The sequence below is a fragment of the Streptomyces sp. AC550_RSS872 genome (assembly GCF_019049285.1).
Lineage (GTDB): Bacteria > Actinomycetota > Actinomycetes > Streptomycetales > Streptomycetaceae > Streptomyces.
In genome coordinates this window covers 51,915-77,169 of sequence record NZ_JAGMUL010000198.1, presented here as the reverse complement: position 1 = coordinate 77,169, position 25,255 = coordinate 51,915, and the positions used below count along the sequence as shown (strand labels likewise).

Sequence of the window (25,255 nt, the reverse complement as noted above, 5' to 3'; positions counted from 1 at the left end):
TTAGAGGAAGTAGAGGCGGTTGAGGGAGACGGACTCGGCCGGCTCGGAGCGCAGCGGCTCGCCGTCGAGGGTGACAAGACCGGTGCGCTGGTCGACGTCGACGGCTCCGGTACGGGAGTTCAGGCGCAGGTCGGCCGGTCCGATGCCACGGGTGCCCCGGACGGCGACCCTCCTTCTGCGCGTGGGCATGCGGTCGCCTCCCTGGTCGACGGCGGCCTGCGCGACGAAGGCGACCGAGATGTCGGCGGGTGTGGCCCCGTACGCGCCGAACTGCGGTCCAAGGACAAGGGGTTCGCAGGTGTCGGTCGCGGCGTTCGGGTCGCCGACCACGCCGTACGCCGGGAAGCCGGACTTGAGTACCAGCTGCGGCTTGGCGCCGAAGTACTCCGGCTGCCACAGCACGATGTCGGCCAGCTTGCCGACCTCGATCGATCCGACCTCGTGGGAGAGTCCGTGGGCGATGGCGGGGTTGATGGTCAGCTTGGCCATGTAGCGCAGGACGCGCTCGTTGTCGTGGCCGTCGTCCGGGGCGCCGAACTCGGCCTTCATCTTCCCGGCCATCGCGAACGTACGGCGGACGGTCTCGCCCGCGCGCCCCATGCCCTGCGCGTCCGACGAGGTGATGCCGATCGCGCCCAGGTCGTGCAGGACGTCCTCGGCGCCCATGGTCCCGGCGCGGATGCGGTCGCGGGCCATGGCGGCGTCACCGGGCAGGTCGGTCTTGAGGTCGTGGACGGAGACGATCATGCCGTAGTGCTCGGCGACCGCGTCCCGGCCGAAGGGCAGGGTGGGGTTGGTGGAGGAGCCGATGACATTCGGAACGCCGGCCATCTTCAGCACGTTCGGGACGTGTCCGCCGCCGCAGCCCTCGATGTGGAAGGCGTGGATGGTGCGCCCCTGAAGCACCCGCAGGGTGTCCTCGACGGACAGGCACTCGTTCAGCCCGTCGCTGTGCAGGGCGACTTGGACGTCGTACTCCTCAGCGACGCGCAGAGCCGTGTCCAACGCCCGCGTATGGGCGCCCATGTCCTCGTGCACCTTGAAGCCACAGGCGCCGCCCTCGGCGAGGGCCTCGACCAGGGGCGCGGACGAGGACGACGAACCGCGGCCCAGGAAGCCGATGTTGACCGGCCAGGCGTCGAAGGCGTTGAAGGCGTGCTTGAGCGCCCACGGGGAGTTGACGCCGACGCCCCACACCGGCCCGAACTCCTGCCCGATGATCGTGGTCACGCCGGATGCCAGCGAGGCCTCCATGATGCGCGGCGACAGCAGATGGACATGCGTGTCGACGGCTCCGGCGGTGGCGATGAGCCCCTCGCCGGACACGATGGACGTACCCGTGCCGACCACGACGTCGACCCCGTCGAGGGTGTCGGGGTTCCCGGCCCGTCCGATCGAGCAGATCCGGCCCTCCCTGATCCCGATGGATACCTTGCGGATCCCGAGCGCCGCGTCGATCACCACGACATTGCTGATGACGACGTCACAGGTATCTCGGACGGCGGCGGCCTTGAGGTGGAGTCCGTCCCGGGCGGTCTTGCCGAACCCGGCGAGGAACTCGTCGCCGTACTTCTGGGAGTCCGACTCGACGCGGATGGTCAGCCCGGAGTCGCCGAGGCGGACGCGGTCGCCGGCGCGGGGGCCGTGGGTGGCGGCGTACTCGTACGGGGTGAGACGGCGGGCCTCGGCGGGGTGGCCTCCGGGACGGCTCATCGCTCGACCTCCTGCTCCTGATCGGGTGCTCTGGTGACGCCGAGGTAGCCGCAGGCGGCCGCGCGGCGCAGTGCCTCCTCACGGGCGCCGGGCGCGTCCAGCGGCCCGTCGACGAGCCCCGCGAACCCGATCGCGACGCGCTCGCCGCCGATCGGCACGAGCCCGACCTCGGCGCTCTCCCCCGGCCCGAACCGCTCCGAGGACCCGGCGGGCACGGCGAGCCGCATGCCGTAGGTGGCCGCGCGGTCGAAGTCGAGCCGCGGGTTGGCCTCGAAGAAGTGGAAGTGGGAGGTCACGGAGACGGGCACGGTGGCGGTGTTCGTGACCGTCAGCCGGACGGCCGGCTCCGGGTCGGCGTGCTCGGGCCCCGGCAGCAGCGCGCCGGGCGCCTGCGAGCCGAGCCCGCCCCCGAGCGGGTCGGACACGACCGCGAGCCGCGATCCGTCGTCGAAGACGGCCTCGACGTGGACCTCGGTGACGACGTCCGCGACACCCGGCAGCACGTCGTCCGGGCCGAGCACGGACCGGGCGCGCTCGATGGCCTCCGCCAGCCGGGCCCCGTCGCGTGCCGCCTCGCACACGGTGTCCGCGATCAGCGCGGTCGCCTCCGGCACGTTCAGCCTCAGCCCGCGGGCCCTGCGCGCCCGGGCCAGCTCGGCGGCTCCGAAGAGCAGCAGCCGGTCACGTTCCGTGGGAGTGAGTCTCATGTCGCGGGCACCTCCTTGCCTCTCCCGAATTAGAACACCACTCTAAACACGAAATCCAGTGGGCCGAGGTGTTGACGGAACAGCTCCGGATCCCGATATTGAACGTCGCTCTAACTCTGGCGGCCGATCGAAGGAGACCTGCCATGCCGATGGAACAGCGCGGAGTCGACACCATCCCCGACGAGGAACGCACGAGCGGCCCACGGGACCTCGTCTCGATCCTGCTGGGCTCGAATCTCTGCCTGGGAGTGATCGTCTTCGGCTGGCTGCCGCCGTCGTTCGGCCTGGACTGGTGGGCGTCGGTGAGCTCGATCGTGGTGGGCACGGTGGCCGGCACGGCCCTGACCGCCCCGCTCGCGCTGATCTCCCTGCGCACGGCGACGAACCTGTCCACGTCCTCCGGCGCCCAGTTCGGCGTGCGCGGCCGCCTGGTCGGCTCGGTGGTCGGCCTCCTGCTCGCCCTCGGGTACACGGCCCTGACCGTGTGGATCGGCGGCGATGTGATGGTCGGCGTACTGGGCCGGCTGGTCGGACTGCCGGCGAGCGGGATCTCGTACGGCGTGGTCTACGGGCTGCTGGCCGCGGCGACCGTCGCGGGCGCGGTGTACGGCTACCGAGTGCTGCTCGCCCTCTCCCGCGTCCTCGCGATCGGCATGACGGCCCTGCTGGTCCTCGGCGTCGTCGCCTACGCCCCGCACTTCACGACCGCAGCGCTGCCCGAGGCGGGCGGCTATCTGCTGGGCGGCTTCTGGCCGACATGGCTGCTGGCGACGGTGGCCGCGGGCCTGTCCGGCCCGATCGCCTTCATCACCCTGCTCGGCGACTACACCCGCTACATCTCCCCGGCCCGCCACACCTCACGCCGGGTGCTGCACGCCACGTGGCTCGGCCTGCTCCTGGGCCTGCTGGTCCCCCAGTTGTTCGGCACCTTCACGGCGTACGCGGCCCAGGCGGCCCTCGACTACGCCGGACCGCTGGTCTCCGCCTCCCCCACCTGGTACCTGGTCCCGCTCCTGCTGGCCGCGTCCGCGGGCTCGGTCGGCAACGCGGGCCTGATGCTCTACTCCATGGGCCTCGACCTGGACGCCATCCTCCCGCGCGCCTCCCGTGCCCGGGCCACCTACTCCGTCGCCGTCGTCGCGACCGCCTGTGTCTTCGTCGGCCACTACGCCTCCAGCGCCCAGGACGCCATGACGTCCTTCGTCCTGCTGCTGACGGCGATCGGCACACCGTGGGCGGTCATCACCCTGATCGGCTTCGCCCGATGCCGTGGCGTGTACGACGCGGAGGCCCTCCAGGTCTTCAACCGCCGGGCGCGGGGCGGGATCTACTGGTTCCGGGGCGGCTGGAACATCCCGGCGACGGCGGCCTGGGCGATGGGCGCGACGGTCGGCCTGCTGGCCGTGTCCCTCCCGTCGTACGAGGGGCCGCTGCTGGGCGTGACGGGCGGGGTGGACTGTAGCTTCCTGCTGTCGGGGCTGGTGGGAGGAGTCGCTTACACGCTGCTGGAACCCCGGACTCAGCCCCAGCCGAGCCCGGGAATGACAGCCCGTCTGGGGGCACCCCCTCTGGGGGAGTTTGAGGACGAGGCCGTTTAGGCCGAAGCGGGGGCCTGGGGGCGGCAGCCCCCAGCGACCTCGACCTCAACGCCGAGCACAGATCAGCCCAGCTTGTGCATCCACCCGTGCTGATCCACGGCAGTGCCCCGCTGGATGTCGAGAAGAGCCCGGCGAAGCTTCAGCGTGACCTCGCCGGGCTCGCCGTCGCCCTGCTGCCACTGCGCGCCGGTGCGCTTGACGGTGCCGACGGGCGTGATGACGGCGGCCGTGCCGCAGGCGAAGACCTCGGTGAGGGTGCCGTTCTCCGAGTCGCGCTGCCACTGGTCGACGGAGACGCGGCCCTCCTCGGCCTCGTAGCCGAGGTCACGGGCGACGGCCAGCAGGGAGTCGCGGGTGACGCCCTCCAGGATGGAGCCGGTGAGGGACGGGGTGACGATCTTGTCCCCGTACACGAAGTACAGGTTCATGCCGCCGAGCTCCTCGACCCACTTGCGCTCCACCGCGTCCAGGTAGCAGACCTGGGCGCAGCCCTCGGCGGCGGCCTCGGCCTGGGCCAGCAGGGACGCGGCGTAGTTGCCGCCGGTCTTGGCGTCGCCCATGCCACCGGGCACGGCGCGGACATGGTCCTCGGAGACCCAGATGGAGACCGGCTTCACGCCGCCCGGGAAGTACGCGCCGGCCGGGGAGGCGATGACGATGAAGAGGTACTCGCTGGCGGGCTTCACGCCCAGCCCTACCTCCGTCGCGAACATGAACGGCCGCAGGTAGAGGGACTCCTCGCCACCGTGCGCCGGGACCCACGCCTCGTCCTGGCTCACCAGCGCGTCGCACGCCTCGATGAAGGTCTCGACCGGCAGCTCCGGCATGCCGAGCCGGCGGGCCGACGCCTGGAAGCGCTTCGCGTTCTTCTCGGGACGGAAGGAGGCGACGGACCCGTCGGGCTGGCGGTAGGCCTTCAGGCCCTCGAAGATCTCCTGCGCGTAGTGCAGGACCATGGTGGCCGGGTCGAGGGAGAGCGGGGCGTACGGCACGAGTTCGCCGTCGTGCCAGCCGCGGCCCTCGGTCCACTTGATCGTCACCATGTGGTCGGTGAAGTGGCGTCCGAACCCCGGGTTGGCCAGTATCGCCTCGCGCTCGGCGGCGGAGAGCGGGCTGGCGGAGGGCTTGAGCTCGATCGTGGGCGTCGTCATGAGTAGATGTCCTTCACCGGTTTTGATTGTGGCGGGCCGCGTTCACGCCAGTACTGCCAGTGGCCAGTGCTAGGACGTCCGAGCATTCCCTGATTCCGCGGCTCCGCGTTCGATTATCGCAAGCGGGAGCCATGGAAGAAATCGGCCTGTTCGGTGTGATCCGGCGTGATCGGCGTGCATCGCGACCCAGGGGTCGATGGTGTCACCCGACGGCGGACATGGGGAAGCCGCCGGGTGCTTCGGTGACCCGGCGGCTTTCGATGGGGGTCCCCCTGCTCCTTTTAAGAGCTTGGGGGACGTTCGAGTGGCGCGACGGGCGTCAGCCGGCTACTCGTACGGCCAGCGCGTCGCCGATCTCGGACGTGCTGCGGGCGGGCTTGCCGGTGCGCTCGGCGAGGTCGGCGGAGACCGCCTCGTCGATGCGGGCGGCCTCGGCGTCGTAGCCGAGGTGGCGCAGGAGCAGGGCGACGGACAGGACCGTGGCGGTCGGGTCGGCCTTGCCCTGGCCGGCGATGTCGGGCGCGGAACCGTGGACCGGCTCGAACATCGAGGGGAACTCGCCGCTCGGGTTGATGTTCCCGCTCGCGGCGACGCCGATGCCACCGGAGACGGCCGCGGCGAGGTCGGTGATGATGTCGCCGAAGAGGTTGTCGGTGACGATCACGTCGAAGCGGCCGGGGTCGGTGACCAGGTAGATCGTGGCGGCGTCGACGTGGATGTAGTCGGTGGTGACCTCGGGGAACTCCTCTGCCACCTTGTTGAAGATGTTCGTCCACAGGTGACCCGCGAAGGCCAGCACGTTGTTCTTGTGGACCAGCGTGAGCTTCTTGCGCGGCCGGGCCTGGGCGCGGGCGAAGGCGTCACGGACCACGCGCTCGACACCGAAGGCCGTGTTCACGGAGACCTCGGTGGCGACCTCGTGCTCGGTGCCCTTGCGGATGGTGCCGCCGTTTCCGGTGTACGGGCCCTCGGTGCCCTCACGGACGACGATGAAGTCGATCTCGGGCTGACCGGCGAGCGGGGTGGCGACACCCGGGAGGAGCTTCGACGGACGCAGGTTGACGTGGTGGTCGAAGAGGAAGCGGAGCTTCAGCAGGAAGCCGCGCTCCAGGACGCCGGACGGGACCGACGGGTCTCCGATCGCGCCCAGCAGGATGGCGTCGTGCTTCTTCAGGGCGTCGACGTCCGCGTCGGTGAGGGTCTCACCGGTGGCGTGGTAGCGCCTGGCGCCGAAGTCGTACTCCTTGGTCTCCAGCTTCACATCCTGCGGGAGGACGGCGGAGAGGACCTTGAGGCCTTCGGCCACGACTTCCTGCCCGATGCCGTCACCGGGGATCACTGCGAGATTGAGGCTGCGAGACATGTCGGCACCCTACTCCTCGTCCCATGGGATGACACGCAATGTCCGCGATACGGACAGCCGGTCGGGGGACGGCTCTTGTGCGTCAACTGGCGTTCACCCGCCTGTGTGACGGGTGTTGGCGTCCGCTGGGAACTTCTCAGACATGGACCTCCCGGATTTCGGCATCCCGCCCCAGCTCGCCCGCCGCATGAGCATGGCCGAGCAGCACGAGTACCTGCGCACGAAACTGACTCGGCGTCGCACGCTGGTGACGGCGGGCGCGGTGGCGAGCGGACTGCTGACGGGCTGTTCGGGTTCGGGATCCGGCACCGGAGGGCCGAAGCCCTCCCCGTCCACGCTCACCAAGGTGCCGGGCTCCGCGGTCGCTCCCTTCGGCCGCCATCTCGCCTTCGGCGCCGATGCGAAGACCCAGATGCGGATCTCCTGGCAGGTGCCGGCCGCGGTGCGGAAGCCGTACGTGCGGATCGGGCTGCGCCCGGACGAGCTGGACCGGAAGACCGAGGCGGAGCTGCGCGATCTGAAGACCCCGGAGAGGGCGGGGGTGAGCGCGGCGGTCGAGCAGTACTACCTGCACGCGGCCCTGGACGGGCTACGGCCTGCCACGACGTACTACTACGGCGTCGGCCACGACGGCTTCGATCCGGCGTCCCCGGGGAACAGGGCCACGATCGCCTCCTTCCGCACGGCGCCCGCGTCCCCGCCGGAGCGGTTCGTGTTCACGGCGTTCGGCGACCAGGGCGTCGGCACGCACGCCGCCGACAACGACCGTGCCCTGCTGCGTCTGGACCCCGCCTTCCATCTGCACGCCGGGGACATCTGCTACGCGAACCCGACCGGCAAGGGCAAGGACTCGGACGCGTTCCAGGCCGGTATGTGGGACGTGTTCCTCAAGCAGACCGAGTCGGTGGCGAAGTCGGTGCCGTGGATGGTGACGACCGGGAACCACGACATGGAGGCGTGGTACTCGCCGGACGGCTACGGCGGCCAGCTCGCCCGCTTCTCCCTACCGGACAACGGCTTCGACCCGCGTACGGCGCCGGGGGTGTACGCGTTCACGTACGGCAATGTCGGCGTGGTCGCGCTGGACGCGAACGACGTGTCGTACGAGATCCCCGCCAACTTCGGCTACTCGGAGGGACGGCAGACCAAGTGGCTGGACCGCAGGCTCGGCGAGCTGCGGGCCGACGGCTCGGTCGACTTCGTGGTCGTCTACTTCCACCACTGCGCGTACTCGACCTCGACGCACGCCTCCGACGGAGGCATTCGCGCCGAGTGGGTGCCGCTGTTCGCCCGGCACGAGGTGGACCTGGTGATCAACGGGCACAACCATGTGTACGAGCGCACCGACGCCATCAAGAACGGCGAGGTCGGCAAGCCGGTGCCGATCGGTGCGGCGACGGACCCGAGGCGGGACGGGATCGTGTACGTCACGGCGGGCGGCGGCGGCAAGGACCTGTACGGCTTTCCGAACGGTGTCGAGGAGAGCTACGAGGGCCATGTCACCGAGAGGGAGTCGGTCGACTCCTTCAGGTGGACCAGGTCACGCGACACCAAGGCGGAGAACGTCGAGTGGTCTCGGGTGCGCTACCGGGGCTTCTCCTTCCTCGCGGTGGAGGCGCGGAGCGGCACGAAGCCCCGGCTGACGGTGTCGGCGCTGACGCCGGAGGGCGAGCGGATCGACCACTTCGAGGTGCGACGCGGCTGAGCGGCCCGAGGCGGTTCTTCAGGCCGCCTGGTGGCCGGTGGCGCCCCCGTTGTCCCTGCGGTCAAGCGCGCGCTGCAACGCAGCCGCGGCGTTCTTGCGGTCGGACTCGCTCGTGCGGGAGAGGTGACGGACTCGGCGGCGGGCGGTCGTCTCGGCCATGGGAAATCGACTCCTTCGACAATCCGGGAGTGCGGAAAAGGGGTTACGAGACGCCGGATGGGGCGGGGAGCGGTGCCGCAGGGGTTGCCTGCACAGGGCCCGGCTCACGACCGCCATTCGCTTGATCGAGCGAGACGTTCGGCTTCTACAAAGCTAAGGGAGGACGACGCGTCTGTCTCCACAATTACTCGGACTTCCTACTATCTGAGACGGCCGAGTAGGTCACACGCCGCTGACCTGCACTTTTGCCGTCACCCGGTCAGAGCACGTCGCCGTCCCGCCAGTCGAAGACCAGCTCGAACGCCGGGTCGAGCGAACCGGCGAGCGCGGGCCGCAGGAACGTGGTGCCCTCCTCGTCCGGCAGATGTACGACGCCCTCCGGGCCCAGCGCACAGACCCGCCCCTGCCACACCTGCCAGCCCCGGGCCGCGTACAGCGCGGCCCCCTCGTCGCTCGCGGACAGCATCCCCGCGTCGTAGGCCCGGTCGATCACCCGCTCCAGCTCGGCCATCACCCGGCCGCCGAGCCCGGTCCGGCGCGCGTCGGAGCGTACGGCGACCGCCTCGACGTACCCGACCCGCAGCCAGCGCTCCCGGTGCCGGACCCGCCGCATGACCACCGACCCGTGCGCGACGAGCCGCCCGGCGTCGTCGTGGACGAGCGCGTGCATGCCGCCGAGCCCGTGGTCCCAGTCCTCCTCGGAGAAGTCCCCGTCGAAGGCCTCGTCCAACAGGGCGCGGACGGCGCGCAGTTCGGCGGGGGTGAGGTCTGCGGTGTGCGCGGTGCGGGGCGCGAAGGGGGAAGCGGGTGTGGTCATCCGTTCAGTATCCGCGCGACGGCGGATCGCCCACTCGGCTGATCCTCCGCGCGGTACGGGACAGACAGCGACCGCGAGGGGAACGGTGAGGTCATGAACGACACGGCGAAAGTGTTCCTCGAGGGCGGCCCGGACGACCTGCCCGAACGGATCGTCCCGACCCCGTCCCCCGGCCCGGACGTGAAGATCAAGCTCCGCGGTGGGTACGAGCACTTCCGGCCGACATCGCGGCAGTCGGACACGCCCGAGGGCGCGCTGCCCGTGTACGAGTGGTGGGAGCGGACGGAGATCGCCGAGTAGGCCGGCTCCGCTCAGGTCAGCGCGGCCGCCACCGCCTCCCGGAAGCCCTTCGGATCCTCCACCCAGGGCAGGTGCCCGGCGCCGGGCAGGATCACCCGGTCCACCCTCGGCAGCGCCCTCTCCAGGGAGTCGACCGCCGAGCGTGGCCGGATGTCGCGCTCGCCGTCGACGATGAGCACGGGCACGTCGAGAGCCCGGCAGGCGGCGTACAGCTCGGGGGTGTCCAGGCCGCGCCGGTTCTCCGCGGTCAGGGCGGTGTTGCACTCGGTGTTGATGCCGAGCCACGGGTCGGCCATCCGCGCGGCGTGCTCCGGCGCCAGCTCCCGGTCCTCGAACTCCGCGGACCACTGGAGCACCGCGCCTTCCCGGTCGCCCGCGGGCAACTCCCGCCAGCGGGCGAGGCGTTCGGGGTCCTCGCCCAGTCTCGCGAGGAGGTTCTCCTGGTAGGCGGGGCGCCACTCGGACGTCGGGCCGATGCCGGTCCCGGCCACGTACACCAGCAGGCTCACCCGCTCAGGATGGGCCAGCGTGTAGGCGAGGGCCAGCTGGGCGCCCCAGGAGTGTCCGAACAGCGCGGTCCGCCGCGGCGCGAAGTGCCGTCGTACGGCGTCCAGATCGGCCACGAACCGGTCGGTCGTCCACGGCCCCGCGCACCGCTCGGACCGCCCGCAGCCGCGCTGGTCCCAGCGCACCACCGTGGCCAGGTCGCCGAGCATCGCGGCCACGTCCTCGAACATGTCCCACAGCCCCGGCCCGCCGTGGCACAGCACCAGTGGCTCGCCCCGGCCGGAAGCGCTCGCCCACAGCCGTACGCCGTCGTCCGTCGTCACCGTCATGACCGCATTGTCGCAACACGAAAGGGCCGGATCCGCTCAAGACCCGGCCCTTTACGCACAGTTGGATGTCAGCCCATGTGCGGGTAGCCGTAGTCGGTCGGCGGGACCAGCGTCTCCTTGATGGCGCGGGTCAGCGTCCAGCGCATCAGGTTCTGCGGGGCGCCGGCCTTGTCGTTGGTGCCGGAGGCGCGGCCGCCACCGAAGGGCTGCTGGCCGACGACGGCGCCGGTCGACTTGTCGTTGATGTAGAAGTTGCCGGCCGCGTACCGCAGCTTCTCCATCGTGTACGCGGCCGCCGCGCGGTCGCCGGAGATGACCGAGCCGGTCAGCGCGTACGCGGACACCGACTCCATCTGCTCCAGCATCTCGTCGTACTTGTCGTCCTCGTAGACGTGGACGGCGAGGAACGGGCCGAAGTACTCGGTGGTGAAGACCTCGTTCTCCGGGTCGGTGCACTCGACGACGGTCGGGCGGACGAAGTAGCCGACCGAGTCGTCGTAGGAGCCGCCCGCGACGATCGTGCAGGCCGGGTCGGACTTGGCGCGGTCGATGGCGGCCTTGTTCTTGGCGAAGGCACGCTCGTCGATGACGGCGCCGATGAAGTTCGACAGGTCGGTGACGTCACCCATCGTGATGTAGTCGACCTCGGCCGCGAACTCCTCCTTGAAGCCGGAGTTCCAGATCGACGCCGGGATGTACGCCCGGGAGGTCGCCGAGCACTTCTGGCCCTGGTACTCGAAGGCGCCCCGGGTCAGGGCGGTCTTCAGGACGGCCTTGTCGGCGCTCGGGTGGGCGACGACGAAGTCCTTGCCGCCGGTCTCGCCGACGATGCGCGGGTAGGAGCGGTACTTCTCGATGTTGTTGCCGACCGTCCTCCACAGGTACTGGAAGGTCTTGGTCGAGCCGGTGAAGTGGATGCCCGCGAGGTCACGGTGCTCGAGAGCCACCTTGGAGACCTCGATGCCGTCGCCGGTGACGAGGTTGATGACGCCCTTGGGCAGGCCCGCCTCCTCCAGCAGCTGCATGAGCAGCACGGCGGCGTGGGTCTGCGTCGGGGACGGCTTCCAGACCACGACGTTGCCCATCAGGGCGGGCGCGGTCGGCAGGTTGCCCGCGATGGCCGTGAAGTTGAACGGCGTGATCGCGTAGACGAAGCCCTCCAGCGGGCGGTGGTCGAGGCGGTTCCAGACGCCCGGGGAGTTCGCCGGGGGCTGCTCGGCGAGCAGGTCACGGGCGTACTTGACGTTGAAGCGCCAGAAGTCGATCAGCTCGCAGGGCGTGTCGATCTCGGCCTGCTGGGCGGTCTTGGACTGGCCGAGCATGGTGGAGGCGGCCAGCGTCTCGCGCCACGGGCCGGACAGCAGTTCGGCGGCGCGCAGGATGATCGCGGCGCGGTCGTCGAAGGACATCGCGCGCCAGGCCGGCGCGGCGGCGAGGGCCGCGTCGATGGCGTCCTGGGCGTCCTGCTGGGTGGCGTTGCCGTAGCTGCCGAGGCGGGCCTTGTGGTTGTGCGGCTGCACGACGTCGAACCGCTCGCCGCCGCCCATGCGCTTGACGCCGCCGATGGTGCAGGGCAGGTCGATCGGGTTCTCGGCCAGCTCCTTGAGCTTGACCTCCAGCCGGGCGCGCTCGGGCGAGCCGGGGGCGTAGCCGTGCACCGGCTCGTTGACGGGGGTGGGGACCTGGGTCACAGCGTCCATGTTTTCCGTAACTCCTTAGTGAGCGGTGTTTCGGGGTCAGCCCTTGGTGATCATGCTTCGTACGAAGAACCGCAGGTTGGCGGGCTTCTCCGCGAGGCGCCTCATGAAGTAGCCGTACCAGTCGGTGCCGTAGGCCGTGTAGACGCGCATCCGGTGGCCCTCGGCTGCGAGCCGCAGGTGCTCGTCGCTCCTGATCCCGTACAGCATCTGGAACTCGTACTCGTCGAGCTTTCGGCCGACGCGGTGCGCGAGTTCCTGGGCGATGGCGATCAGGCGCGGGTCGTGGGAGCCGATCATCGGGTACCCGGCGCCCTCCATGAGAATCCCGAGGACCCGGACGTACGCCTTGTCGATCTCGTGTTTCTGCTGGTAGGCGACCTCGGCGGGCTCCTTGTAGGCACCCTTGACCAGTCGTACGCGGCTGCCGTTCTCCGCGAGGCGGCGGGCGTCGGCCTCGGTGCGGAAGAGGTAGGCCTGGATGACGCAGCCGGTCTGCGGGAAGTCCTTCCGCAGCTCCTCGTGGATGGCGAACATCGAGTCGAGGGTGGTGTGGTCCTCCGCGTCGAGGGTGACCGTCGTGCCGATGGCGGCGGCGGCCTCGACGACCGGCCGGACGTTGGCGAGGGCCAGTTCATGGCCGCCGTCCAGCGCCTGCCCGAACATCGACAGCTTGACGGACATCTCGGCCCTGGTGCCCAGCTCCAGTTCCTTGAGCCGGTCGATGAGCGCCAGATAGGCGTCCCGCGCGGCTTCCGCCTGCTCGGGCCTGGTGATGTCCTCGCCGACGACGTCCATCGTCAGCTCCAGGCCCCGGGAGGTGAGGTCCTGGATGATCGGCACGATCTCGTCGACCGTCTCACCGGGGATGAAGCGGTCGACGACCTGCTTGGTCACCGGGGCCGCCGAGATCAGGCGTCGCATCCGGTCGCTGCGCGACGCGGCGAGAATCACGGGACCCAGCACGGGGCACCTCCACAAACAGCAGAAAGGCGGCCGAATCCCAACCATCCGGGTACGGCACGGAGAACCACCGTGAAACCTAAGGATCCCTCCGATCGTCGGCCATCGACAGCTGTCACGCATCCGTGCCGCAGATCTCAGACAGATGTATGAAGGGCATGCGGAAATACGGGAGAATGCCCGGGTGACGTCCGAATACAGGGGTGACTTCCAGGAGCTGGTCGACGAGATCTCGGAGCTGCTGGGCGTGCCGGCGACCCTGGAGAACCGGGACTTCGAGCTGATCGCCTTCGGTGCGTACGACAGTGAGGACGAGCTCGACGCGTCGGCCCTGGACCCCGTGCGCACCCGCTCGATCCTGACCCGCCGCTCCACCGCGGCCGTACGGACGTGGTTCGAGGGCTTCGGCATCACGCGCGCGACGGGCCCGGTGCGGATCCCGCCGACTCCGGAGGCCGGGGTGTACCGGGGACGTATCTGTCTGCCGGTACGCCATCGGGGGGTCGTGCTCGGCTACGTCTGGCTCCTGGACGACGATCCGGGCCCGACCGAGCAGCAGCTGGCGGCCGCGATGGAGGTGACGGCGCGGATCGGCGCGCTGCTCGCGGACGAGGTGCAGCACGGGGCGGATCTGAGCCGGGAACTGCGGGCCGCGCTGGTCGCGGAGCGGGGCTGGCAGGGGGACATGGCGGTGGCGGCGCTGCGCACGGCCCTGGGCGCACGCGGCGAGGGCCCGCACACCGTGGTCTGCGTCGCCCCGTGGCCTTCGGCCGACCCCGACGACGCCCCGTCGGTCCGTACGGTGCCGCACGCGACGGCACTGTGCACGGTGCCGTGGGGGACCGACGGGCAGAGCCTCGCGGTGCTGGTGCGGCTGCGTTCGGCGGAGGTGCGGACGCCGGCCCGCACTGCGGCGTCGAGGCTGCTGAAGGACGAGGCGACGCGTTCGGCGGCCGGTATCGGCGCGCCCCGCAGGGGCCTCGGCGAACTGCCCGCCGCCTGGCAGGAGGCCTCGGCCGCGGCCCGCGCCGCCCTGGCCGAGCCCCGGCTGGGCCCCATCGCCGAGTGGGCGCACATCGGCCCGTACCGCCTCCTGACGTCCCTCCCTCCGGAGGTCACCCACGACCCCGCGGTCGCCCTCCTCCTCTCCCCCGCCCACCGTGAACTCGCCCGCACCGCCGAGACCTACCTCGACTGCGCCGGCCAGGCCGCCCGCACCGCCGCCGAACTCGGCATCCACCGCCAGACCCTGTACTACCGGCTCTCCCGCGTCGAGCAGCTGACGGGGCTGGACCTGGACGACGGGGAGGACCGGCTGCTGCTGCACATGGCGCTGAAGGGGGCAAGGCTCTGAAGTGGTCGCGGGTGCCCTGAGCAGCAGGTCGCACGACCGACTCCGGTCTTCTGAAAACGATTGTCATCATGCTATGTTCGGTGAGCATTCAACCTTTGACCACGCCTTTACCCGGAGTGTCCCGTGCGCGTGCCCGCCCGTCTTCTCCCGCTCACCGCGGTCACCGCGGCCTCCGCCCTGCTCACCGGATGCTTCTCGTCGGCGGGGTCCGACGAGGCGTCCGCCGACGGCAAGCGCATCCGTGTCGCGCACATGCTGCCGCCCCGCTCCGGCCTGTCCCCCCTGAGCGACGACGCGTTCAAGCTCTCGCGCTGGTCGACGGCCGAGACCCTGGTGAAGCTCAACGCGGACGGCGACGCCCAGCCGGCCCTCGCCACCAAGTGGCAGCAGTCCGGCCGCAGATGGACCTTCGAGATACGCGACGGCGTCACCTTCCACGACGGCACGAAGCTCGACGCCGAGGCCGTCGTGCGGTCGCTCACCAAGGCCGCCGGCGCCTCCCCCAAGCCCCGCATCCTCGACGGCGTGGAGCTGACCGCGAAGGCCGAGGACGCCGACACGGTCTCGGTCACCACCGGCACCGAGGATCCCCTCGTCCCGCAGCGGCTGAGCTCGCCCCAGCTGTCGGTCCTGGCCGCCAAGGCCTACCGGGGGAAGACGGTGAACCCCGTCGGCGCCGGCACCGGCCCCTTCGAACTCGTCAAGGTGAACGGCACCTCCTCCGCCGCTCTCGACCGCTACGACAAGTACTGGGGCGGCAAGGCCAAGGCCCCGGGAATCGACGTCAAGTTCGTGCCGGACGGGACGGCCCGCGCCGCCGCCCTGCGCACCGGTGAGGCCGACATCGTCGAGGCGATTCCGGTCTCCCAGGCCGCCGTCCTCGACCAGGACCTGATCACCGAGGTCCCGATGCCGCGCACCAACACCTTCTATCTGAACACCGAGAAGAGTGTCTTCAAGGACGCCTCGCTGCGCGCCGCCGCCCGGGAGGCGATCGACGCCAAGTCGATCGTGGAGGGCGTGTACGAGGGGCGGGCGGATGTCGCCAAGGGGCTGCTCGGTCCCGCGCTGCCGTGGGCGGCCGGCCTGCGCACGCCCGTCAAGCACACGAAGCCCGGCAAGCCGAACGGCACGACGATCACCATCGGCACCTTCACCGACCGGGCCGAGCTGCCCGAGGTCGCCGCCACGTTGCAGCAGCAGCTGCAAAAGGCCGGGTTCAAGGTGAAGCTCGACGTGCGCGAGTACGCGAACATCGAATCCGACGCCCTGGCGGGCAAGTTCGACGCGTTCATCCTCTCCCGGGCCACCGTCCTGGACTCCGGCGACCCGGTCGCCTACCTGTACAGCGACTTCGCCTCCGACGGCTCCTTCAACCTCTCCCAGCTCGCCGACTCCTCCGTGGACGCCGAGTTGAAGAGGGCCGGCGAGACGAAGGCCGGCGCCGCCCGCCGAAAGGCGGTCATCGAGGCCGAGGCCGCCGTGCTCGCCACGGACGCGGCGATTCCCATGCTCCACGAGCGGGTGATCCAGGGCGACGCCGCCGGTGTCGTGGACGCGGCCCACGACCCGCGTGAGCGTGAGCTCGTCACGGTGGACACCTACGTCAAGTGAAGACCCTTCAGCGCCAAGTGGGCTCCCGGACAAGGAAGTTGGTCGGCTCCTCCGGGCTGACCCGCCTCGTCTGTCTCGTCGCCGTCCTGGCCACCGTCGGCCTGCTGCCCTGGCTCTCGCGCCGGGACCCGGCGCTCACCGTGCTGCGCGCCCGGTCGGCCGAGCAGGAGGCGACCGAGGAGGCCCTGTCCGCGATCCGCGAGGACCTCGGCCTGGACGCCGGCCCCCTTTCCCTGTTGGGAAGGTGGGCCTCGGACCTGCTGCGCGGCGACCTCGGCACCTCCTGGGTGTCGGGGTACGACGTCCTGCCGTCCGTCGTCGACGGGCTCCAGGTGTCGCTGGCCCTGATGGGCGCGGCGCTCGGTGTGGCGGTCGTGCTGGCCGCCGCGCTGGTGGCGCCGGTGCTGGTGCGGGGGCGCGGCTCGACGGGTGCCTTCGCCTCCATGCTCGCCGCGGTCCCCGAGTTCCTGCTGGCCACCGTCGCACTGCTGGTGTGCGGGGTGTGGCTGGGCTGGCTGCCGACGGCCGGCTGGGCGGGCCCCGAGTATCTGGTGCTGCCCGCGCTCGCCCTCGGCGTCCCGGCGGGCGGCCTGCTCGGCCGGCTGGTCGCGGACGCGCTGCCCGCTGTCCTCGACGAACGGTGGGTGGAGCTGTGGCGCGGTGCGGGAGTGAGCCGTACGGCGATCTCGGCGGCCGCCGTCAAGCGCGTACTGCCGCCGCTGGTACCGCAGTTCGGGATGGTCGCCGTCGGCCTGACCGGCGGCGCGGTCGCCGTGGAGATGGTGTTCGCGGTGCCCGGTATCGGCCGTACGGCGCTCGGCGCGGCCAAGTCGCAGGATCTGCCGCTGCTCCAGGGGTCGGTGCTGGCGCTGCTGCTGCTCGGTCTGGTCGCGGGCGCGTCGGCGGCGTTCACCCGGCGCCGGCTGCTGGGCCCCGCCCTGCGTGACGCCGGCCTGACGCTGCCTCCGGCACGGCCGGTCCGTGCACACCCGGCGATCCCGTTGACTCTGTTCACAGTCCTCGCCGTGACCATCGGCTGGGGCCTGCTGCGCGACCCGTACACCGTCAACACCGCCGCCCGGCTCGCCGCCCCCACCTGGGCCCATCCGCTCGGCACCGACGCCCTCGGGCGCGACGTGCTCGCCCGGCTCGGACACGGCGCCGCCTCGACCGTCGGCACAGCTGCCGCCATCTGCGTACTGAGCCTGCTGGTCGCGCTCGCCCTCGGCTTCCTGCCCGGCATCGCCGCCGGCGCGGCGGACATCGCCAACGCCCTGCCCCCGGTGATCGTCGGCATCCTGGTCGCCGCGGCGGCCGGCCCGGGCACCGGCGGCGCGGCCCTCGCGGTCGGGCTGATCTCCTGGCCGGCCCTGTCCGCGCACGCGGCGGCACTCGTGCAGGAGGTACGGGCGTCGGCGTTCCTGACCGCCCAACGGGCCATGGGCGCGACCCCGTTCTGGATCCTCACCCGGCACGTCCTGCCGTCCGTCGCCGCGCCCGTCGCCCGCCACGCCCTCCTCCGCCTCCCCGGCATCGCCCTCGCCCTGGCCTCCCTCGGCTTCCTGGGCCTGGGTGCCCAGCCGCCCGCCCCCGAGTGGGGCCTGCTCCTCGACGAGTCCCGCGCCTACGTCGAACGCGCTCCCTGGGCAGCCCTCGCCCCGGCCGTCGCGTTGGCCCTGCTGGCGGGACTTGCGGTGTCGGGCGCGGCGGCCGTGCAGGGTCGCAGGGTGCGGCGAGTCGCACCGGGAGTGAAGAAGCCGACGGCGAAGAAGCCTGCGACAACGAAGAAGGAGGCCTCCGTTGCCGTCTGATGTGCCTCTCTCGCCCGATGCGCCGTTCCCACCCGATGCGCTCCTCTCCGTGCGCGACCTGCGGATCGCCTTCGACGGCGTCGAGGTCGTGCGGGGCCTGTCCTTCGACGTCCGCCCACGCGAAGCGCTCGCGATCGTCGGCGAGTCCGGCGCGGGCAAGTCCCTCACGGCCCGTGCCCTGCTGGGCATGCTGCCCCGGGGCGCGACACGGAGCGGAACGGTCGAGCCCGACCTCGCCGCGCACCGCGGCCGCCGTATCTCCCTGGTCCCGCAGGACGCCCTGTCCGCCCTCTCCCCCGTGCACCCGGTGGGCGACCAACTCGCCGCCGCCGTTCGGTCGGTGGCCCGCGTCTCCCGCAGGGAGGCCAGAGCCCGTGCGGTCGCCGCGCTCGACCGGGTCGGCATCCCGGACGCCGCCCGCAAGGCTCGGGCGTATCCGCACGAGTACTCCGGCGGCATGCGGCAGCGCGCCGTCATCGCCATGGCGACGATCAACGAACCCGACGTCGTCGTCGCCGACGAGCCCACCACCGCCCTGGACGAGGAGCGCCGCGACCAGGTGCTGCGGGTGCTCGCCGAGCAGCGGGAGGCTGTGGGCGCCGCGCTCGTCCTGGTCACCCACGACATGGACGTCGTACGGGACCACGCGGACCGCGTGCTGGTCATGTACGCCGGCCGCCTCACCGAACTCGGCCCGGCGGAAGAGGTGCTGGCCCGCCCCCGGGCCCCGTACACGGCAGGCCTGCTGGCCTCCCTCCCCCAGCACGCACCCCCGGGCCGGCGCCTGCCCGCCCTGCGCGGCACCCCACCCGCCCCGGGCTCCCTCCCACCGGGCTGCGCCTTCACGCCCCGCTGCCCCCTCGCGGCGGACGCCTGCCACACGGTGGAACCAGAACCGCAGGAGGTGGAGAAACGCCTGGTGGCCTGTCACCGCTGGCCCGAACTCCCGTACCCGGCAACGGAGTTGTTCCATGAGTGACGCCCTGCTCGACGTCCGCGACCTCGTCGTCCGCTACGGCGGCGTGACCGCCGTCGACCACCTCTCCTTCACCCTGGCCCCCGGCGAGACCCTCGCCCTCAACGGCCCGTCCGGCTGCGGCAAGTCCTCCACGGCCCAGGCCGTCCTCCAGCTGCGCCGCCCGGACGCCGGTGAAGTCTTCTTCGAGGGCCGGGAGTTGACGACCCTCACCGAACGCGAGCTGCGCCCGCTGCGCCCTCGCATGCAGCCCGTCTTCCAGGACCCGTACGGATCACTGAGCCCTCGCCACCGCATCCGCGACGCGGTGGCCGAACCCCTGCGGATCCAGGGCCGCCGGCCCACGACCGACCAGGTGGCCGAACTCCTCGACCGAGTGGGCCTCGACCCGTCGTACGGCGACCGCCTCCCGCACGAACTCTCCGGCGGCCAGTGCCAACGCGCCGGTATCGCCCGCGCACTGGCCTCGGAGCCACGCCTGCTGATCCTGGACGAACCCGTCTCGTCGCTCGACCCGTCCGTGCGCGCCGGCGTACTGAACCTGCTCGCCGACCTCCAGGACGACCTCGGCCTCGGCTATCTGTTCATCTGCCACGACCGGGCGGTCGTACGGCATGTCGCGGACCGGGCGATCGAGATGCGCGAGGGGCGCGTCATTTCGGGGTAGCTGCCTCGATCACCTGGCGGAGGCCTTCGGTGAGCGCTTCAGCGTCGGGCGCACGCTCGGGGTCGAAGTTCCATTGCGCGATGAGCCCCGTCATGAGGGTCGTGTAGAACCGGCCGAGGGTGTCCAGGGTCCTGTCCGACACCTCCTCCTCCGGCACGCCCGTGAACAGCGCGACCAGAGCGCGCTCGGCGTCCCGCTGCTGCCGTGCCAGGTGATCACGGACCGCGGGCAGCTGATCACCCATGGCCACGATCTCGATGCTGAGGTGCCACATCGACCCCGGCCCCCGCATGGTGCCGATGATGTTCGACCACACCTGCCGGAACCGCTCGATCGAGCCGGGTTCGGCGTCGGCCTCGCCCTGTTCGCCGTCGAAGGCCTCGGACAGCTCCCCGACCAACGCCAGGTAGGCCTCTGCCAGCAGCGCGTCCTTCGATCCGTAGTGGTAACCGATCGAGGCGAGGTTGGTCCCCGACTCCTTGACGATGTCGCGCGCGGTCGTGCGCGCGAACCCCTTCGCCAGCAGGCAGCGCTTGGCGCCTTCGAGCAGATCCTCACGGTGTCCCATGACGACCCACCCTACCTCCGATCCATACGGCCGTCCTATACAGTCGTTCTAGACAAGCGTTTAAGACGCGCGTACATTCACCGCCATGACAACCAACCTGACGAGCCCTTCGACGGGCACCCGCGCCGGGCGCCGCGAATGGATTGCTCTGGGCGTCCTGATGCTTCCGCTGCTGCTGGTCTCCATGGACGTCTCGGTCCTGTACTTCGCCGTCCCGGCGATCAGCGCGGACCTGGAGCCGAGCGGCACCCAGCAGCTGTGGATCTTCGACATCTACGGCTTCGTCCTGGCCGGCCTGCTGATGACCATGGGTTCACTCGGCGACCGCATCGGCCACCGCCGCCTCCTGCTGACCGGCGCCACCGCCTTCGGCGGCGCCTCGCTCATGGCGGCGTACGCGCACAGCGCCGAGATCCTGATCGCGGCCCGCGCGGTCCTCGGCATCGGCGGCGCGACCCTGATGCCGGCGACCATGGCCATCCTGCGCACGATGTTCACCGATCCCGCGCAGCGCGCGAAGGCGATCGGCATGTGGTCCGGCGTGATGACGGCCGGGGTCGCCCTCGGTTCGGTGATGAGCGGGGTTCTGGTCGAGCACTTCTGGTGGGGCTCGGTCTTCCTGGTCAACCTGCCCGCGATGGCACTCCTGCTGCTCCTCGGCCCCCTACTGCTCCCCGAGTCGCGGAACCCCGCGCCCAGCCGCTTCGACTGGCCGAGCATCCCGCTGTCCATGGCGGCGGTGCTGCCCGTGGTCTACGGCCTGAAGGAGATCCCGTCCGAGGGCTGGAACGTCCTCTACGTCGTCTCGATCACCGTCGGCCTGCTGTTCGCGGCTCTCTTCGTCCACCGTCAGCGCACCGCCGCGACCCCGATGATCTCCCCGGACCTGTTCCGCGGACGCGGCTTCGCGCCCTCCGTGGTCCTCAACCTCGTCTGCATGTTCGGCGTGCTGGGCTCGTCCTACTTCACCACGCAGTACCTTCAGTCGGTGCTCGGCATGGGCGCGCTGGAGGCGGCCCTGTGGGCGCTGCTGCCCTCGGTGCCGATCGGGGCGGCGGGACCGCTCGCGACGCAACTGGTGCAGCGGGGCGTCAACCGTGCCTACGTCGTCACCGCGGGCTTCGCGATCTCCGCGGCCGGTTTCGCGCTGCTGTCCCTCGCCGGCACGGACTCGCTGTGGCTGGTGCTGACCGCGTGCGCGGTGATCGCCGTCGGAGGCGTCACGGTGATGTCCCAGATCATGGACCTCGCGATGGGCTCCGCCCCGGTGGAACGGGCGGGCTCCGCGTCCTCCCTGCTGGAGACCGGCGCCGAGTTCGGCGGCGCCCTCGGCATGGCCGTCCTCGGCTCGATCGGTACGGCGGTCTACCGCCACGAGATCCCGGCGTCGGCCCCGGACGCGGCACACGAGACGCTCGGCGGAGCGCTGGCGGTCGCCGATCGGGTCCCGGGCCTGGCCACCGCCGCGCGGGAGGCGTTCACCAACGGGATGCAGGGGGCGGCGATCGCGGGAGCGGTGCTGCTCGCGGGCGCCGCGGTGCTGGCGGCGGTGACGCTGCGGCGGGTCGAGGTGCCGAAGCGCGCCTGCGAAACGCCGGACGAGCCCGGTCACCTCGGCCAACCCGCACGCGAAACGCCGGACGGGCCGAGTCACCTCAGCCCGTCCGGCGTTTGAGGACGAGGCCCGTTCAGGGCCGATGCGGGGTCCGGGGGCGGCAGCCCCCGGTCACGGCAACCTAGGCCAGGTTCACCGCACGAGCCGACGTAGCCCCGATCTCCTCGGCAACCTCGGTCAACACCCCGGAGGGCACCGTGTCGTCGACGGTCAGGACGGCCAGCGCCTCACCACCGGCGACGGCACGCGAGACCTGCATGCCGGCGATGTTGATGCCCGCCTCGCCGAAGACCCGGCCGACCGTGCCGACGACACCCGGACGGTCCTCGTACTTCAGGACGACCATGTGGTCGGCGAGCGCGAGGTCCACGTCGTAGTCGCCGACCGCGACGATCTTCTGGAGGTGCTTGGGGCCGGCCAGCGTGCCGGAGACCGACACCTCCTCGCCGTTGCCGAGCGTGCCGCGCACGGTGACGACATTGCGGTGGTCGGGCGACTCCGAGCTGGTCGTCAGCCGCACCTCGACGCCGCGCTCCTGCGCGAACAGCGGGGCGTTGACGTACGACACCGTCTCGTCGACGACGTCCTCGAAGACACCCTTGAGGGCGCTGAGCTCCAGCACCTTCACATCGTGCTGGGTGATCTCGCCGTACACCTCGACGTCGAGGCGGACCGCGACCTCACCGGCGAGCGCCGTGAAGATACGGCCGAGGCGCTCGGCGAGCGGCAGACCCGGCTTGACGTCCTCGGCGATGACACCGCCCTGGACGTTCACCGCGTCCGGCACGAGCTCACCGGCGAGGGCGAGGCGCACCGAGCGGGCGACGGCGATACCAGCCTTCTCCTGCGCCTCGTCGGTGGAGGCACCGAGGTGCGGGGTGGCGACGACCTGGTCGAACTCGAACAGCGGGGAGTCCGTGCAGGGCTCCTTCGCGTACACGTCGAGGCCGGCACCGGCGACCCGGCCCTCCTTGAGGGCGGAGTACAGCGCCTCCTCGTCGACGATCCCGCCGCGCGCGGCGTTGACGATGCGCACGCTCGGCTTGACCTTGCGCAGCGCCTCGTCGCCGATGAGGCCGACGGTCTCGGGCGTCTTGGGCAGGTGGACGGTGATGAAGTCGGAGACCTCGAGCAGCTCGTCCAGCGACAGCACCTTGACGCCCATCTGGGCGGCGCGAGCGGGCTGGATGTAGGGGTCGTAGGCGACGACCTTCATCCCGAAGCCGGACATGCGCTGGGCGACCAGCGCGCCGATCCGGCCCAGACCCACGACACCGAGGGTCTTCTCGGCGAGCTCCACACCCGTGTACTTGCTGCGCTTCCACTCGCCGTTCTTCAGCGCGGCGTTGGCCTGCGGGATGTGGCGGGCGGTGGCGACCAGGAGACCGCAGGCCAGCTCGGCGGCGGTCACGATGTTCGATGTGGGGGCGTTGACGACCATCACGCCGGCCTTGGTGGCGGCGGAGACGTCGACGTTGTCCAGGCCGACACCGGCGCGGGCGACGACCTTCAGTTTGTTCGCGGCGGCGATGGCCTCGGCGTCGACCTTGGTGGCGGAGCGGATCAGGATCGCGTCCACTTCGGCGATGGCCGGGAGCAGTTCGGCTCGGTCTGCTCCGTTGCAGTGGCGGATCTCGAAGTCGGGGCCAAGCGCGTCGACGGTGGCGGGCGACAGCTCTTCAGCGATGAGTACGACGGGTTTCGAGCTCACGTGAGTCCTCACATGTCCATTGCGGACGGCCGTCCCGACGGCCGCATGCGGTGGAGGGGGCTTGCCGCGTGGAAGACGCACGACGCTGTGGGCCTGACGCGTATGTAGTACGGCAGTGTAGTGCCGTGGCGGAGGGCGTCTTACGCCTCTGCGGAAGGATCACCCGGACGAGAAACGCCATTTTGCAGGGGGTCTCTGGGTTGGGTCCGGGGCAAAGCCCCGTGGCGGTACCCCCAGCCGAGGGTACCGCCACGGAAGGCGTCGCTCACGCCTCTTCGTCGACCCAGCTCATCAGCTTGCGCAGCTGCTTGCCGGTGGTCTCCAGCAGGTGCTCGGAGTCCTGCTTCTTGTACTCGTTGTACTTCTTCAGACCGCCGTGGTACTCGTCCATCCACTGCCTCGCGAAGGTGCCGTCCTGGATCTCGGCGAGGACCTTCTTCATCTCGGCCTTGGTGGCGTCCGTGATGATCCGCGGGCCGGTGACGTAGTCGCCCCACTCGGCGGTCTCGGAGATCGACCAGCGCATCTTCTCCAGGCCGCCCTCGTACATGAGGTCCACGATCAGCTTCAGCTCGTGCAGGCACTCGAAGTACGCGATCTCCGGCTGGTAGCCGGCCTCGGTCAGCGTCTCGAAACCGGCCTTCACCAGCGCGGCCGTACCACCGCAGAGGACCGCCTGCTCACCGAACAGGTCGGTCTCGGTCTCCTCGGTGAAGGTCGTCTTGATGACGCCGGCGCGGGTGCCGCCGATGCCCTTGGCGTACGACAGGGCCAGCGCGAAGGCGTTGCCGGAGGCGTCCTGCTCGACGGCCGCGATACACGGAACGCCGCGGCCCTCCTCGTACTGGCGGCGGACCAGGTGGCCCGGGCCCTTGGGGGCGACCATGCAGACGTCGACGCCGGCCGGGGGCTTGATGAAGCCGTAGCGGATGTTCAGGCCGTGGCCGAAGAACAGCGCGTCGCCGTCCTTCAGGTTCGGGGCGATGTGCTCCTCGTAGACCTGGGCCTGGATCGGGTCCGGGACAAGGATCATGATGACGTCGGCCTCGGCGGCGGCCTCCGACGGGCTCACCACGCGCAGGCCCTGCTCCTCGGCCTTCGCCTTGGACTTGGAGCCCTCGTGCAGACCGACACGGACGTCGACACCCGAGTCACGGAGCGACAGCGCGTGGGCGTGGCCCTGGCTGCCGTAACCGATGACCGCGACCTTGCGGCCCTGGATGATGGACAGGTCGGCGTCGGCGTCGTAGAACAGCTCGGCCACTTTGGGTTCTCTCCTTGTGTGCAGGTGTTGCGTCCCACCGTATGACGGTGAGGGGAAGGGAAGTTTCGGGGTCTCGCTATACGGGCGGAATCCGGACGGCCGGTGTCACCCGACCGTCCGAACGCGTCCTTACGCCGACCGGTCGAGCGCGCGCAGCGAGCGGTCCGTGATCGAGCGGGCGCCGCGGCCGATCGCGATGGTGCCGGACTGGACGAGCTCCTTGATGCCGAACGGCTCCAGCATCTTCAGCATGGCCTCCAGCTTGTCGCTGGAGCCGGTGGCCTCGATGGTGACGGCCTCCGGGGAGACGTCGACGGTCTTGGCGCGGAAGAGCTGGACGATCTCGATGATCTGGGAGCGGGTCTCGTTGTCGGCGCGGACCTTCACCAGGACGAGTTCACGCTGAACGGCCGAGCCGGGCTCCAGCTCGACGATCTTCAGCACGTTGACGAGCTTGTTGAGCTGCTTGGTCACCTGCTCCAGCGGGAGGTCGGCGACGCTCACCACGATGGTGATGCGGGAGATGTCGGGGTGCTCGGTGACACCGACCGCGAGCGAGTCGATGTTGAAGCCGCGGCGGGAGAACAGTGCGGCGATCCGGGCGAGGATGCCCGGCGTGTTCTCCACCAGGACGGAGAGCGTGTGCTTGGACATGATCTTTTACGT

At 70.7% G+C, this 25,255-nt stretch carries 22 protein-coding genes; 9 read left to right on the top strand and 13 right to left on the bottom strand.

The features are described 5' to 3' along the window. Both KUM44_RS42130 and ureA read right to left on the bottom strand, forming a co-directional pair. On the bottom strand, positions 1-1,713 hold the full coding sequence (locus tag KUM44_RS42130) for an urease subunit alpha (protein ID WP_217215050.1): 1,713 nt from the start codon (positions 1,711-1,713) through the stop codon (positions 1-3). Next, positions 1,710-2,420 carry an urease subunit gamma gene (ureA, locus tag KUM44_RS42125; RefSeq protein ID WP_217215049.1) on the bottom strand — a complete coding sequence of 237 codons (711 nt, stop codon included), beginning with the start codon at positions 2,418-2,420 and terminating at the stop codon, positions 1,710-1,712. Before ureA ends, KUM44_RS42130 begins: the two co-directional genes overlap by 4 nt. 143 nt (positions 2,421-2,563) lie before the next feature. Between ureA and KUM44_RS42120 the strand changes: the two genes are divergently transcribed. Next, positions 2,564-4,018 (top strand): cytosine permease, encoded by a 1,455-nt coding sequence (locus KUM44_RS42120; RefSeq protein ID WP_254390901.1) that lies wholly within the window; start codon positions 2,564-2,566, stop codon positions 4,016-4,018. Positions 4,019-4,080: 62 nt separating this feature from the next. Here the strand turns inward: KUM44_RS42120 and KUM44_RS42115 are convergent, their stop codons facing one another. Then, entirely contained in the window at positions 4,081-5,169 is a 1,089-nt protein-coding gene (locus KUM44_RS42115) for a branched-chain amino acid aminotransferase (protein WP_217215048.1), read from the bottom strand. 319 nt (positions 5,170-5,488) lie between these two features. Then, positions 5,489-6,532, bottom strand: coding sequence for a 3-isopropylmalate dehydrogenase (locus KUM44_RS42110; protein WP_217215047.1), 1,044 nt, complete (start codon positions 6,530-6,532; stop codon positions 5,489-5,491). Positions 6,533-6,674: 142 nt separating this feature from the next. Between KUM44_RS42110 and KUM44_RS42105 the strand changes: the two genes are divergently transcribed. Further along, the gene (locus KUM44_RS42105) at positions 6,675-8,237 is read left to right on the top strand and encodes a metallophosphoesterase family protein (protein ID WP_217215046.1); all 1,563 of its coding nucleotides are present in this window, start codon (positions 6,675-6,677) and stop codon (positions 8,235-8,237) included. An 18-nt stretch (positions 8,238-8,255) separates the two neighbouring features. On the opposite strand, the gene KUM44_RS42100 is transcribed toward KUM44_RS42105, so the two are convergent. Then, positions 8,256-8,396 (bottom strand): hypothetical protein, encoded by a 141-nt coding sequence (locus tag KUM44_RS42100; protein WP_107083653.1) that lies wholly within the window; start codon positions 8,394-8,396, stop codon positions 8,256-8,258. 259 nt (positions 8,397-8,655) lie between these two features. Then, complete coding sequence (locus KUM44_RS42095; protein WP_217215045.1) at positions 8,656-9,213, bottom strand: GNAT family N-acetyltransferase; 558 nt, start codon at positions 9,211-9,213, stop codon at positions 8,656-8,658. A gap of 93 nt (positions 9,214-9,306) precedes the next feature. Here KUM44_RS42095 and KUM44_RS42090 point away from each other — a divergent pair, with 93 nt between their 5' ends. Then, positions 9,307-9,513 carry a DUF5988 family protein gene (locus KUM44_RS42090; RefSeq protein ID WP_217215044.1) on the top strand — a complete coding sequence of 69 codons (207 nt, stop codon included), beginning with the start codon at positions 9,307-9,309 and terminating at the stop codon, positions 9,511-9,513. Positions 9,514-9,524: 11 nt separating this feature from the next. On the opposite strand, the gene KUM44_RS42085 is transcribed toward KUM44_RS42090, so the two are convergent. The 3 genes from KUM44_RS42085 to KUM44_RS42075 form a co-directional block, all read right to left on the bottom strand. Continuing rightward, positions 9,525-10,349, bottom strand: coding sequence for an alpha/beta fold hydrolase (locus tag KUM44_RS42085; RefSeq protein ID WP_217215043.1), 825 nt, complete (start codon positions 10,347-10,349; stop codon positions 9,525-9,527). 68 nt (positions 10,350-10,417) lie between these two features. Beyond that, positions 10,418-12,049: an L-glutamate gamma-semialdehyde dehydrogenase gene (gene pruA / locus KUM44_RS42080; protein WP_217215042.1), complete on the bottom strand. Its 1,632-nt coding sequence runs from the start codon at positions 12,047-12,049 to the stop codon at positions 10,418-10,420. 36 nt (positions 12,050-12,085) lie between these two features. Then, positions 12,086-13,012, bottom strand: coding sequence for a proline dehydrogenase family protein (locus KUM44_RS42075; RefSeq protein ID WP_217215041.1), 927 nt, complete (start codon positions 13,010-13,012; stop codon positions 12,086-12,088). Between the two features lie 142 nt (positions 13,013-13,154). Between KUM44_RS42075 and KUM44_RS42070 the strand changes: the two genes are divergently transcribed. The 5 genes from KUM44_RS42070 to KUM44_RS42050 all read left to right on the top strand — a co-directional run bounded on the left by KUM44_RS42070 (position 13,155) and on the right by KUM44_RS42050 (position 19,431). After that, the gene (locus tag KUM44_RS42070) at positions 13,155-14,363 is read left to right on the top strand and encodes a CdaR family transcriptional regulator (protein WP_217215040.1); all 1,209 of its coding nucleotides are present in this window, start codon (positions 13,155-13,157) and stop codon (positions 14,361-14,363) included. A gap of 123 nt (positions 14,364-14,486) precedes the next feature. Beyond that, positions 14,487-15,977 (top strand): ABC transporter substrate-binding protein, encoded by a 1,491-nt coding sequence (locus KUM44_RS42065; RefSeq protein ID WP_217215039.1) that lies wholly within the window; start codon positions 14,487-14,489, stop codon positions 15,975-15,977. Between the two features lie 17 nt (positions 15,978-15,994). Next, on the top strand, positions 15,995-17,788 hold the full coding sequence (locus tag KUM44_RS42060) for an ABC transporter permease subunit (protein WP_217215167.1): 1,794 nt from the start codon (positions 15,995-15,997) through the stop codon (positions 17,786-17,788). Next, a complete protein-coding gene (locus tag KUM44_RS42055) occupies positions 17,778-18,767 on the top strand; it encodes an ABC transporter ATP-binding protein (protein WP_254390899.1) in 990 nt (329 codons plus the stop codon). Before KUM44_RS42060 ends, KUM44_RS42055 begins: the two co-directional genes overlap by 11 nt. After that, on the top strand, positions 18,760-19,431 hold the full coding sequence (locus tag KUM44_RS42050) for a dipeptide/oligopeptide/nickel ABC transporter ATP-binding protein (protein WP_217215038.1): 672 nt from the start codon (positions 18,760-18,762) through the stop codon (positions 19,429-19,431). Before KUM44_RS42055 ends, KUM44_RS42050 begins: the two co-directional genes overlap by 8 nt. Here the strand turns inward: KUM44_RS42050 and KUM44_RS42045 are convergent. Continuing rightward, positions 19,418-19,999 carry a TetR/AcrR family transcriptional regulator gene (locus KUM44_RS42045; protein WP_217215037.1) on the bottom strand — a complete coding sequence of 194 codons (582 nt, stop codon included), beginning with the start codon at positions 19,997-19,999 and terminating at the stop codon, positions 19,418-19,420. The two genes, KUM44_RS42050 and KUM44_RS42045, sit on opposite strands and share 14 nt — an antisense overlap. Positions 20,000-20,084: 85 nt before the next feature. Between KUM44_RS42045 and KUM44_RS42040 the strand changes: the two genes are divergently transcribed. Beyond that, complete coding sequence (locus KUM44_RS42040; protein WP_217215036.1) at positions 20,085-21,674, top strand: MFS transporter; 1,590 nt, start codon at positions 20,085-20,087, stop codon at positions 21,672-21,674. Positions 21,675-21,735: 61 nt separating this feature from the next. On the opposite strand, the gene serA is transcribed toward KUM44_RS42040, so the two are convergent. From serA to ilvN, 3 genes are all read right to left on the bottom strand, one after another. Next, positions 21,736-23,325: a phosphoglycerate dehydrogenase gene (serA, locus tag KUM44_RS42035; protein WP_217215035.1), complete on the bottom strand. Its 1,590-nt coding sequence runs from the start codon at positions 23,323-23,325 to the stop codon at positions 21,736-21,738. A gap of 265 nt (positions 23,326-23,590) precedes the next feature. Then, positions 23,591-24,589: a ketol-acid reductoisomerase gene (gene ilvC, locus KUM44_RS42030; RefSeq protein ID WP_217215034.1), complete on the bottom strand. Its 999-nt coding sequence runs from the start codon at positions 24,587-24,589 to the stop codon at positions 23,591-23,593. Positions 24,590-24,718: 129 nt separating this feature from the next. Beyond that, entirely contained in the window at positions 24,719-25,243 is a 525-nt protein-coding gene (gene ilvN, locus KUM44_RS42025) for an acetolactate synthase small subunit (RefSeq protein WP_030051183.1), read from the bottom strand. Between the last annotated feature and the right edge of the window lie 12 nt (positions 25,244-25,255).